At 60.8% G+C, this 11,639-nt stretch carries 8 protein-coding genes; 6 read left to right on the forward strand and 2 right to left on the reverse strand.

Annotated features, from left to right (window positions below):
- The first annotated feature begins 338 nt into the window (after positions 1-338).
- Both C0V97_RS14015 and C0V97_RS14020 read left to right on the forward strand, forming a co-directional pair.
- Positions 339-1,616, forward strand: coding sequence for an MFS transporter (locus C0V97_RS14015; RefSeq protein ID WP_127103192.1), 1,278 nt, complete (start codon positions 339-341; stop codon positions 1,614-1,616).
- A gap of 41 nt (positions 1,617-1,657) precedes the next feature.
- Positions 1,658-2,680 (forward strand): L-idonate 5-dehydrogenase, encoded by a 1,023-nt coding sequence (locus C0V97_RS14020; protein WP_127103193.1) that lies wholly within the window; start codon positions 1,658-1,660, stop codon positions 2,678-2,680.
- A 15-nt stretch (positions 2,681-2,695) separates the two neighbouring features.
- Here C0V97_RS14020 and C0V97_RS14025 read toward each other — a convergent pair whose 3' ends face one another.
- Complete coding sequence (locus tag C0V97_RS14025) at positions 2,696-5,185, reverse strand: TonB-dependent receptor domain-containing protein (protein ID WP_127103263.1); 2,490 nt, start codon at positions 5,183-5,185, stop codon at positions 2,696-2,698.
- Between the two features lie 261 nt (positions 5,186-5,446).
- Positions 5,447-6,514: a cobalt-precorrin-5B (C(1))-methyltransferase gene (locus C0V97_RS14030; protein ID WP_127103194.1), complete on the reverse strand. Its 1,068-nt coding sequence runs from the start codon at positions 6,512-6,514 to the stop codon at positions 5,447-5,449.
- A gap of 540 nt (positions 6,515-7,054) precedes the next feature.
- Between C0V97_RS14030 and C0V97_RS14035 the strand changes: the two genes are divergently transcribed.
- The 4 genes from C0V97_RS14035 (at position 7,055) to kdpC (ending at position 11,622) form a co-directional block, all read left to right on the forward strand.
- On the forward strand, positions 7,055-7,144 hold the full coding sequence (locus tag C0V97_RS14035; RefSeq protein ID WP_127103195.1) for a potassium-transporting ATPase subunit F: 90 nt from the start codon (positions 7,055-7,057) through the stop codon (positions 7,142-7,144).
- 2 nt (positions 7,145-7,146) lie between these two features.
- Positions 7,147-8,853, forward strand: coding sequence for a potassium-transporting ATPase subunit KdpA (kdpA, locus tag C0V97_RS14040; RefSeq protein ID WP_127103196.1), 1,707 nt, complete (start codon positions 7,147-7,149; stop codon positions 8,851-8,853).
- Between the two features lie 131 nt (positions 8,854-8,984).
- Complete coding sequence (kdpB, locus tag C0V97_RS14045; protein WP_233582190.1) at positions 8,985-10,991, forward strand: potassium-transporting ATPase subunit KdpB; 2,007 nt, start codon at positions 8,985-8,987, stop codon at positions 10,989-10,991.
- A 10-nt stretch (positions 10,992-11,001) separates the two neighbouring features.
- Positions 11,002-11,622, forward strand: coding sequence for a potassium-transporting ATPase subunit KdpC (kdpC, locus tag C0V97_RS14050; protein WP_127103198.1), 621 nt, complete (start codon positions 11,002-11,004; stop codon positions 11,620-11,622).
- Positions 11,623-11,639: the final 17 nt, after the last annotated feature.

Consider the following 11,639-nt stretch of genomic DNA (forward strand, 5'->3'; position numbering starts at 1 on the left):
TTCTACGGGATTGTCTGCATGCTTCGATCAAGGGGGCATCGGGTCGAGGCCGTATCCCGGTGTGCGACTTTCCCCTAGAGGCGGATGACGCCCGTTCTCCTCAGAGGCGAGCAGACGACTATGCCACCACCCGGCTATGCGAATCACAGACGCGCGGGACCTGGGCAGGGTCACGCAGCCGTGACAACTCGAAAGATGACGAGGCGGTAATGTTCCTCTAGGGTCGATTGGAGTTCAAGATCCATCAGAGTGGGCCCCTTTCTCGTCTGGTATACGCCGTTCACACTGAGTGGCGCAGGCTTGAGGGTTGGGAACTCCCGCTCGGGGGAATGCCGCCCATGAGTCCTCTGCGCTGGCAGATGATTGCGCTCTGCTTCGTCGCCAATATCATCAATTTCCTGGACCGATCCAATCTCGCCATTGCCGTACCGAGGATCGAGGCCGAACTGCATCTTTCTTCCTTTGAGATCGGGCTGGGGTTAAGCGCATTCTTCTGGACCTACGCGCTCATGCAGGTGCCGGTGGGATGGATGATCGATCGCTTCGGCGTGCGGCGTTGTCTCGCGGGCTCCGTGCTCTGGTGGTCGGTCTTTACTGCGGCGAGCGCCTTCATCACCGGGTTGCCGAGCCTGCTGGCGGCCAGGCTGATGCTGGGTGTGGGAGAGGCGGGTGCGTTGCCTGGTTTTGCCAAGGTGGTGTTCAACTGGTTCCCGCGCCGCGAGAGAGGATTTGCCAGCAGTATCTTCGATAGCGGATCCCGCGTGGGGTCGGCGCTGGCGCTGCCTCTGGTCGCGTGGCTCGTCGCCGTTGTCGGCTGGCGCCAGTCCTTCATCTGGACGGGGCTGCTCGGTTTCGTTTGGGTCGCTGTCTGGCTGGTCTTGTATCGCGATCCGAAGGACCATGCCCGTGTTACACCGACCCAACTCGCGCTTCTGGAGCAGGAGCAAGGCGGCATACAGGGAGCGTCTGCTCCGGTTTCGCTCAGGTTTCTTCTGCGTCAGCGTACGATATGGGGCATGATGATCGGTTTCTTCTGTCTCAATTTCGCAATTTATTTCTTCATTACCTGGTTCCCTACCTTTCTCATCAAGGCGCGGCACTTCACCCTTGAGGATGTACGGCTCTACGGGCTCTTCCCCGCCCTTTTTGCCATCCCCTTTGGCTGGATCGGCGGTGCGGTGTCCGATTCCCTGCTCCGCCGTGGGTGGAGCGCCACACGCGCGCGCAAGACATGCCTGGTGGGAGGCATGCTTGTCTCCTGTGTCATTGCGTTCGCGCCTCTGGTTGCGAGTTCCTTCACAGCTCTGGTGCTGATGGGGATATCCTATGCAGCGCTTGCCTTCACGGCGGCCAATATCTGGACTCTGCCCGGTGAGGTCGCTCCTTCGGCATCCAATGTCGCCTTGATTGGGGCTTTGCAGAATGGCGCGGCCAATCTGGCAGGAATTGGGATCAGCACGTTCACAGGGGCGATGCTGAGCCTGACCCATGGGTCGTTCGTCCTGCCGCTCGGTATTGCGGGGTTGCTCTGCATCGTGGGCGCCCTGTCCTATCTGTTCCTCATGGGACCGGTCGAGCGGATTGCAGTGCCCGAGGCAACAGCGCCTTCCGCCTGAAAATTCTCACCCTCTGACTTTCGATTGCAAAGGATTTTCTCATGGCCGAGGCCCTCGTCATCCATGCCCCGCATGAACTTCAGATTGAAACGCGTCCTGTTCCGTCTCTGGCACAGGGTGAGGTGCTTGTGCGCGTCGAGGCGGGAGGCATTTGCGGGTCGGATTTGCATTATTATCATCATGGCGGTTTCGGCGCCGTCAGATTGAAACACCCCATGATCCTCGGCCATGAAATCGCCGGTCGTGTTGCGGACAAAGCCCCGGACGTCATGGGGCTCGAGATCGGGGATCTCGTGGCCGTCAATCCGGGGCTGCCCTGTCAGCATTGTGGGCAATGTCTTGCCGGTCGCAGCAACCACTGCACAGATATGCGTTTCTACGGCAGTGCGATGCGCGACCCGCATATCGACGGGGCCTTCCGGCGGGATCTGGTTTGCAAGGCAAGGCAATGCGTCAGGGCGGAACATAAATCCCCGGCTGAACTCGCGCTGTCCGAGCCTTTCGCGGTGGCGCTGCACGCTGTCAGCCGCGCGGGAGCGTTGATGGGCAAACGCGTCCTCGTCACGGGGGCGGGGCCCATAGGCGCGCTCGTGGCGCTTGCTGCGCGGCTGAATGGCGCATGCGAAGTGATCGTGACGGATATTCTGGATGAGCCGCTTGCGGTGGTCCGGCAACTGGGCGCGGATCGGGTGATCAACGGGCGTGTTGCCCCGCAAGCGCTCGCTGAACTTGCCGGGTCGATCGATGTGCTGATCGAGTGTTCGGGCAACGCGCAGGCCCTGCGCGGCGGACTGGCGCTGATGCAGCCCTGCGGGACGATCGTCCAGCTTGGTCTGGGGGACGATGTGACCCTGCCTCAAAGCCGTATCGTCACAGGCGAGCTGACATGGACAGGCTCGTTTCGTTTCAAGGAGGAATTTGCGCTGGCGGTCACCCTGATCGATAGCGGCAGGGCCGATCTTTCGGCGCTGGTAACCCATCGTTTCGCGCTCGATCAGGCCAGTGCGGCTTTCGATCTCGCTTCTGACCGGCGCCAGGCCATGAAGATCCTGCTCGAATTCTGAATGAGGCGACGGGGCTCAGAACTGGGCCCCGATCGTGCCAATGAACTGCCGGGGTGAGGCAACAAAGAGATTGCTGTTATTGTCACCGGATACGGAAGCCGCACCGTACACCCCGCCTATGTAATTCTTGTCGAACAGATTGGTCACGCCGAAACTCGCCTTGAGATGTTCGGCAAAGCCGATGCGCCCGAAATCATGAGAGAGCGTCATATTGGCCAGCCAGTAGGGTGGAATGCTGATATCGTTCAGAAAGGTCATGGGACGCGCGCTGATGTAATTCACGTTGAAATTGAACTGCGTGTTGCGCCAGCTATAGGCAAGGTTCGCCTTGTACATATAGGCGGGATAATACACTTGGCGCTTGCCCTTGAGGCTGTAGAGGCGACCGCCGTAATTGATGCCCGTCCCCTGGTAGCGCGCATCGTTCCAGCTGAAGCTGTTGGTGATCTCCAGTCCCCTGATTGGGCGTATGGCACCCAGAACATCCACCCCATCCATGGTTTCACGCCCTACATTCATATAGGCGTTGCGGGTGTTATTGGCTGTTCCCGCCGTGATGGAAGCAAGACGGTTATAGTAATCGGTATGATAATAATCGATGGTGCCGGTGAAAAGCGCATCGTCATAGCGATAGCCGACGACATAATTCCAGGTGCGTTCCGGCTTGAGGATTTTCTTGTTCGCGTCAAAAACCTGCTGGGCTGGCTGTGAGGCATTGCCAAGTCCCCCCCATGCGGTGCCTGATGCCACCTGAGAGTAGTAGTCATAGGCGCGCAGGTTTTCCGCGATATCCCAATATACCTCGTGATGATCGAGAAAATGATAGTCGAAGCTGAAATGCGGCAGGAACGCGCCCGAGGCCGTCAGTGAACCACGCGCCGGGCGTCGATAATAGGTGTTCCAGCCCTCGGATTTGAGCTGTTGGGTGAAGTCGTTCTTGGTACCGCCATGGGTGGTCTGGGTGAGGGATTTGAACCCTGCCAGGAGGGTCATACCTCTGATGATCGTCCAGCGATCCTGAAGGAAGAACTGGAAGCTGTTCGAGTTGTAGGTATCTTCGAACCAGGTCGCGCCCGTGCCCTTTTTGAGATCGGACATCATGTTATGCGCGGCGGTCGGTGTGTCCTCGTATAGGCGCGCATTGTAGATCCAGCGGTTGTTCTCGTACCACAACCCGCCCTCGACCAGATTGCGATGCGGGGCTTCATAGGAAAATTTCTGCGTGAAGCCGACACGTTGCATCCCAGCGTGCGCACGTTGCAGGGCCATGGGCACACCGCTGACGCTGCCATCCGCCAGAAGCATGGGCACGCCATAGCTGGGTGAGGTCACGAAGTTGTTGGTGCCCCCATAGACGCCGCTCGAGACGTTGCCATAGGCCACCGTGTCGGAATGCAGAAGCGGGGTAAGGTCGAAATGGCCATTGACCGAAGAGAGATAGCTGCGCTGGATCTGCGAGCCATCCCAGGCATAGTTGCCGACTTCATCATTCGACAGGATCCCCTCATAGCCGGGAGGCACCTGCGACGTGAACTGGGCATAATAGGCCCAGAGCTTGGCCTTCTCGTAATCGGGTTTGAGATAGGTAGTGTCTCGCCCAAGCCGCTCCCACATGTTCTTGGTGAGGGACAGATAATTGGCCTGGGTAAAATTCCCATAGCCGAAAAAGCCGGTGATCTTGCCCGTGCTGCCAACTGGCTGAACCAGCTTGGCATCGGCCTGTAATTCACGCTGATAGCCTTCGCCTTTCCACAGTTTGTTTTCCGTGCGCGCGAAGGACGTATAGAATTTCGTGCCGCTCGGGTTCAGTACCCCGCTATCTGCCCGGGCATAGGTCCGAAAGGCGTTATAACTGCCGAAGCTCTGGCTCAATCTTCCCCCGGCCTTGTCCGTCGGGTCCGACGAGGTATAGGTCATGGCCGCCCCCAGAAGCTGGGCAGAGAACGTATCGAGTGAACCGGCTCCTTGCGAGATGGTCATGCCTGCCAGATCATCCTGGATCATGGCCTGGGTGATGGAGACGCCATTCTGGTTGGTGAAGCCTTGCGTCCCCAAGGGAATACCGTCGAGCGTCGCGCCAATCTGGGTCTGGGTGAACCCACGCACATAAAAAGTATTGGCAGCGGTATCGAGGCCGAAAGCGTCGGAAGACGTGAAATTTGCGCCGGGCGTGGTGAGTGCCAGAATCTGCATCGGATTTGTGCCGGGAATGAACCGATCCATGACGGTACGGGTGACGGCTACTTCGGCAGCATGGGAGCGAAGCCGTTTACCGCTCACAGCAATGGTTTCCTTCTCCGGATTTCGGGTCTGACCGGACGTGAGGGACGGATTTCCGATCTTGGCGACATGAGGAGACGTCGCCGCGCGCTGACCGTGCGGAGGATAGGATTTTTGTCGTGCATGGGTCGTCGCCTGCTCCGCCCCAGGCCTGGCGCCGGGAAGCAGGGTCGGAGTTTTCGAGACAGGCGCACCCAGCGCGCTCGCGGTAAGCCAAAACGGCATCAGCACGAAAAAGGGGCGATAACAGCGTATCAGTGCGCGTGGGGTGGGCTTCGACCCATCGGCGGGGTGGGCAGATTGAAGAAATCCCTGACTCCGACGATGCATGTAACAGCCCTTTGACTCTGAAACGAAACCTTACGTTATGATAACGAAAGATGGCGCGTCAATTGGGGGCGAGCGTAAATAACGTGTATCAAGTCAGTATAGTTCGAAGAGAGTTCGCTTTCAGGCAGGGTTCAAACAGTAATGGGTCAGGTCCGTTCACCCGACGTCGCTCCTTCCAAGCATACGGCCCTGTCGATCGAAAACCACGACATCCAGCCCGCAAGATGGGTCATCGAGGATCTCGCGCGCCTTTCTCGCCGCGCTACGGGCGATGAGCGTGCCCAGTCGCGCATCGCCCAGATCCGCGTAGCCCTGTGCGATACTCGCGGCATTGCGCAGGGCTTCATGCTGTGTGGCGGAAAGACCGAGCGGGGCAGCGAGAATCGACAGGGCTGCGGGATCGGCGAGGGTTCGGCTCGAATGCAGATCGAGGTGACCCTGAGCGAGCTTGGTCATTTTTGCCAGTCCTCCGGCGATCGTCAGTCGGGGGACGGGATGGCGGCGCATGTATTTGAGAAACCCCCCTGCGAAATCGCCCATTTCGATCAGCGCAATTTCGGGCAGGGCATAGAGCGCGCTTATGGCCCCCTCCGAGGTCGCCCCTGTGCTGCCTGCGATATGGGTCAGGCCTCCAGCACGCGCTACATCGACGCCGCGATGGATGGAATGGATCCAGGCGGAGCAGGAATAGGGCACCACAATCCCCGTAGTACCCAGCACTGAGAGCCCTCCTAAAATACCCAGGCGGGCATTGAGGGTCTTCTCCGCCAGACGCGCACCATCCGCAATCGACACGGTCACCACGGCATCGGCTCCTTGCGGCGTGATTTGTTCGAGTGCCGTGCGGATCATGGCGCGCGGGACGGGGTTGATCGCAGGCTCGCCGGGGGGCAGCGGCAGGCCGGGTAGGGTGATCGTGCCGACCCCTTCCCCTGCGCGAAACCGGATGCCGCTCCCGCGCGGAGCGCACTCCACATCCACGCGTATCTGTGCACCGTGTGTGACATCCGGATCGTCCCCGGCGTCCTTGATCACGCTGGCCCAGGCGCGGCCTGACTCGGCACCGAGAGAGTCGAGTGCAAATGCCACGTCCTGTCCGCCGGGCAGGGTTATCGTCACCGGATCGGGGGCCTCGCCCCGTACCAGCAGTGACCAGGCAGCCTTGGCGGCCGCGGTGGCGCAACTGCCGGTGGTCCAGCCCCGACGCAGTGGTGTGGTGGGCATCGTGATTGTCAGACCCCCATCCTCAAGGCAATCGCGTTAGACAGCGCGCGCAGGCTCCCGCTGCGCTCAGTTTGTTCATGACATGCCCCCGTGCAAACCGCCAGCAGCCTTGCTGGTTGTGCGAATAATGCGATCGGTCGAAATCACGCAATATCTGGATATCTCGCCTCGTCGCACCACCCGCCTCCCTGAGAAAGGGGCGCCCGCCACAGGGATACGGGCCTGCAAGCAACGCGAGATGGCCCCCCTGTCATCGATGCGTGTCGCGTATGATCGGGGAGCGCAGCCCCATCACGCCCCGAGCCATGCTTTACGGAGGGGCCTCGTGCCCTGCTGTCAGTGCCGACCGCTGTAACGGGCCCCCTATGAGATTCCTATGGAGCGCCTTGGGGGCTGATCTGTCATCCCTATGCGGAACGGCAGGATAAGGGGGGCTCTCAAGGGAGCCCGTCTTCATGCTCGACATTCTCTATGCAGCGCTTGGCCTGTTCGGCTTCGTGCTTTGCCTGGGCTTCATCTCGGTCTGCAAAAGGATCTGACATGACGCCCGATCTCGTTCTCGCCGGTATCGTGACGCTCGGCCTGCTGGCCTATGTCACAGCCGTGCTCCTCCGGCCTGAAAGGTTCTGATCATGACCCTCTCAGGTTGGATCACTATCGCCGTATTCTTTCTCTGCGTTGTTGCGATCACGCGACCACTCGGAGGGTTTCTGAAGCGCGTGCTCGAAGGCGAACGCCATGGTCTCGCGCGTCTTCTCGGGCCGCTGGAGCGGGGCGCTTATCGCCTTGCCGGGATCGACCCGAACCGCGAGCAGTCGTGGTCGCATTACGCGCTCGCCGTCATTCTGTTCAAGATCTTCTGCTTCATTGCGGTCTACGCCTTGTTGCGTCTGCAGGGCGTGTTGCCGTTCAACCCCTCGGGGCTTGGGGCGGTCGCGCCTGACCTGGCCTATAACACCGCGGTCAGCTTCCTGACGAATACCAACTGGCAGAGCTATGGCGGCGAGACGACGCTCAGCCCGCTCAGCCAGATGCTCGCTCTCACCGTTCAGAACTTCGTCTCGGCTGCGGCGGGCATTGCCATTGCAGCGGCGATCATGCGCGGTTTTGTCAGGCGCAGCGCCGTTACGATCGGCAATTTCTGGGTCGATCTGCTGCGGGTGACGCTCTACGTGCTGCTGCCCGGCTGCGTCGTGCTCACGCTGTTCTTCGTGCTTGAAGGCGTGCCACAAACCCTGGCGACAACCGCTTCGGCTTTCACGCTCGAGGGCGGAAACCAGAGCATCGCACTCGGTCCCGTGGCTTCTCAGGAGGCCATCAAGATGCTGGGTACGAATGGCGGCGGGTATTTCAACGTCAACTCCGCCCATCCTTTCGAAAACCCGAATGCACTGACCAATTTCGTTCAGATGCTGTGTATCTTCGCGCTCGGTGCCGGGCTGACCAACATGTTTGGTCGCATGATCGGTCAGGAGAAGCAGGGCTGGGCCATTTTTTCGGCCATGGCGGCGCTCTTTCTCATCGGCGCGGGTGTGCTCTACTGGTCCGAAGCCCATGCAAATCCGCTCTTCGCTTCCCTCGGCCTCGATGGCACGCTGGGGAATATGGAAGGCAAGGAAACGCGCTTTGGCGTCGCCGCCTCGGCGCTCTTCGCCACGGTGACCACCGACGCGTCATGCGGGGCGGTCAATGCCATGCATGAGAGCTTCCTGCCGCTGGGCGGCATGGTGCCGCTCATCAACATGATGCTGGGTGAGGTGATCTTCGGCGGCGTCGGTTCCGGGCTCTATGGGTTTTTGCTTTTTGCGCTCATCGCGGTTTTCATGGCCGGGCTGATGGTCGGTCGCACACCCGAATATCTGGGCAAGAAGATCGAGGCGCGCGAAATCAAGATGACCATGCTGGCCGTGCTCTGCCTGCCGCTCGTCATGCTCGGCTTCACCGCGCTCGCTGTCGTTCTGCCCGCCGGACTCTCTGCGCTTTCCGCAAGCGGACCGCACGGTTTTTCCGAGGCACTTTATGCCTATACCTCGGCGGCAGCCAATAACGGCAGCGCCTTTGCCGGGCTTACGGCCAACAGCTTCTGGAACGTGACCCTTGGCATCGGCATGATGATCGGGCGCTTCTTTGTCATCATTCCCGCCCTGGCCATTGCGGGGTCGATGGCGGCCAAGAAGACAGCCGCCCCAACGCCTGGCACTTTCCCAACCGATAATGGCCTGTTCATCGCGCTTGTTGCCGGGGTGATCGTGATTGTCGGTGGTCTGACCTTTCTTCCTGCACTCGCTCTTGGGCCGATTGTTGAGCATCTCGCGATGCTCCACGGCACCACTTACTAAGAGGCGCCCGTCTCATGATTTCCTTTCCTTCGCCTGCGCCCTCGCCGGAAACCGAGCCGGCGGGTGTTCCGGAACGCCCCACATTGCGCGCCCGATCGGGGGTGCTGAGCGCGGCGCTCATTCTTCCCGCCATGGTCGAAAGTCTGCGCAAGCTCGATCCGCGCGTGATGGTGCGAAATCCGGTCATGTTCGTGGTCGAGATCGTGACCCTGCTCACCACGATCCTGCTGCTGCGCGATCTGTTCAAGGGCGTGCCGCATACGGGGCTCGCGCTCCAGATCACGCTCTGGCTGTGGTTCACCCTGCTTTTCGCCAATTTCGCGGAAGCCATCGCCGAAGGGCGGGGCAAGGCCCAGGCGGACTCCCTGCGTCGGACCCGTACCGAAACGCGGGGCAAGCGGCTTATCCCCAATGATGCGGGGGGGTATTCCCCAGCCGGTCTCTATGAGGAAGTCCCGGCACCCGAACTCAGCGTGGGCGATGTCGTGCTGGTTGAGGCGGGCGACTTCATTCCCAGCGACGGCGAGGTGATCGAGGGCATCGCCTCAGTCGATGAATCAGCCATAACCGGAGAATCCGCACCCGTCATTCGCGAGAGCGGTGGCGACCGCTCAGCCGTCACGGGGGGCACACGCGTTCTGTCCGACTGGGTGATCGTGCGGATCACTGCGGCACAGGGTTCGACGTTTCTCGATCGCATGATCGCTCTGGTCGAAGGGGCGCAGCGTCAGAAGACCCCGAACGAGATCGCGCTGACCATTCTGCTGGCCGGCATGACGCTCATCTTCATCATCGCCGTGGCGACCATTCCCTCCTTCGCGCATTACGCGGGCGGGTCGATTTCCGTCATGGTGCTTGTCGCGCTCTTCGTGACCCTCATCCCCACCACCATTGGCGCCTTGCTCTCGGCCATCGGTATTGCAGGGATGGACCGCCTGATCCGCTTCAATGTGCTCGCCATGTCGGGGCGCGCCGTCGAGGCAGCGGGCGATGTGGATACGCTGCTTCTGGACAAGACCGGCACCATTACCATCGGTGATCGTCAGGCCTGCGCCTTCATTCCTGTTCCCGGCGTGACCGAGCAGCAACTGGGCGATGCCGTGCAGCTCGCCTCGCTGGCCGATGAGACTCCGGAGGGGCGTTCCATCGTGGTTCTGGCCAAGACCCGGTTCGGGCTGCGCGGTCGCGAGCTCAATGCCACGGGAGCGCATTTCGTCCCCTTTACGGCCCAGACGCGCATGAGCGGTGTCGATATCGGCGCACGTCAGATCCGCAAAGGCGCAGTAGAAAGCGTGATCGCCGCAGCAGGCGAGCAAGCTGGCGCCCTCGCCCAGATACGCAGCATTGCGGATGGCATAGCACGACAGGGCGGCACGCCGCTTGCGGTAATGGATGACGGTCGCCTTCTGGGCGTCGTGCATCTGAAAGACGTGGTCAAGGGCGGCATACGCGAACGCTTTGCCGAATTGCGCCGGATGGGCATACGCACGGTCATGATCACGGGTGACAATCCGCTGACCGCCGCCGCGATCGCCGCTGAATCAGGCGTCGATGATTTCCTCGCTCAGGCCACGCCAGAAGCCAAGCTGGCCCTGATCCGTAGCGAGCAGGAATCGGGCAAGCTCGTGGCCATGTGCGGTGACGGCACGAATGATGCCCCCGCGCTGGCCCAGGCCGATGTGGGCGTGGCCATGAATACCGGCACCGTGGCTGCGAGAGAGGCCGGGAACATGGTCGATCTCGACAGCGATCCGACGAAGCTGATCGAGATCGTGGGGATCGGCAAGCAATTGCTCATGACGCGCGGCGCGCTCACCACCTTTTCCATTGCCAATGACGTGGCCAAGTATTTTGCCATCATCCCGGCCATGTTCGTCGGTTTCTACCCAGCGCTTTCGAGCCTCAATATCATGCATCTGGCCACGCCCGAAAGCGCCGTGCTCTCAGCCATCATCTTCAATGCGCTGATCATCATCGCGCTCATTCCTCTGGCCTTGCGCGGCGTGCGCTACCGTCCCGTCGGTGCTGCGGCCCTTCTGCGTCGGAATCTGCTCATCTATGGCGTGGGCGGTCTGATCGTGCCTTTCATCGGGATCAAGCTGATCGATCTCGTCGTGACCCATATCGGTCTGGTCTGAGGAGACCCCCATGGTCCTTTCCCAGTTGCGCCCCGCGCTCGTCCTGTTCCTGCTGCTCTCGGCCCTGACCGGGCTCGTCTATCCTCTGGCCATGACAGCGCTTTCCACCCTGATGATGCCTGACCGTGCCGAAGGGAGTCTGATCTATGACCGGGGCCGCATCATCGGTTCCTCGCTGATCGGGCAGAATTTCACTGCACCTCGCTATTTCCACGGACGCCCCTCGGCCACCATGGGGCCGGACCCGAAGGACGCGAGCAAGACCAGCGCTGCGCCCTATAATGCCTCAGCCTCCCTCGCCTCGAATGCAGGGCCAACCTCCAAAGCATTGCTCGACCGCGTCACTGCCAGCATATCGGCGCTCAACGCCGAGAATCCCGATGCCATGGCGCGTGGCTGGCGCATTCCCGTGGAACTCGTCACGACATCGGCTAGTGGTCTTGATCCTGATCTCTCCCCCGAAGGGGCCTTGTTTCAGGTGCTGCGCGTGGCGAAAGCCCGCAACCTCGACGAGGAGCGTGTGCGTCATCTCGTGATGAGTCAGATACGTCAGCCGCTTCTCGGTTTTCTGGGGGAGCCTCACGTGAATGTTCTGGCGCTGAACCGGGCCCTCGATAGAATGTCACCCTGATGACAATGCGCGCCCTC

This window comes from Asaia sp. W19 (assembly GCF_003994335.1).
Taxonomy (GTDB): domain Bacteria; phylum Pseudomonadota; class Alphaproteobacteria; order Acetobacterales; family Acetobacteraceae; genus Asaia.

What these genes read in the sequence shown, in the direction of transcription:
- kdpB (WP_233582190.1), top strand. Translation starts at nt 8,985, where the DNA reads ATGGTCGAAAGTCTGCGCAAGCTCGATCCGCGCGTGATGGTGCGAAAT.
- C0V97_RS14030 (WP_127103194.1), bottom strand. Translation starts at nt 6,514, where the DNA reads ATGCCCACCACACCACTGCGTCGGGGCTGGACCACCGGCAGTTGCGCC.
- C0V97_RS14035 (WP_127103195.1), top strand. Translation starts at nt 7,055, where the DNA reads ATGACGCCCGATCTCGTTCTCGCCGGTATCGTGACGCTCGGCCTGCTG.
- C0V97_RS14025 (WP_127103263.1), bottom strand. Translation starts at nt 5,185, where the DNA reads ATGCCGTTTTGGCTTACCGCGAGCGCGCTGGGTGCGCCTGTCTCGAAA.
- kdpA (WP_127103196.1), top strand. Translation starts at nt 7,147, where the DNA reads ATGACCCTCTCAGGTTGGATCACTATCGCCGTATTCTTTCTCTGCGTT.
- C0V97_RS14015 (WP_127103192.1), top strand. Translation starts at nt 339, where the DNA reads ATGAGTCCTCTGCGCTGGCAGATGATTGCGCTCTGCTTCGTCGCCAAT.
- kdpC (WP_127103198.1), top strand. Translation starts at nt 11,002, where the DNA reads ATGGTCCTTTCCCAGTTGCGCCCCGCGCTCGTCCTGTTCCTGCTGCTC.
- C0V97_RS14020 (WP_127103193.1), top strand. Translation starts at nt 1,658, where the DNA reads ATGGCCGAGGCCCTCGTCATCCATGCCCCGCATGAACTTCAGATTGAA.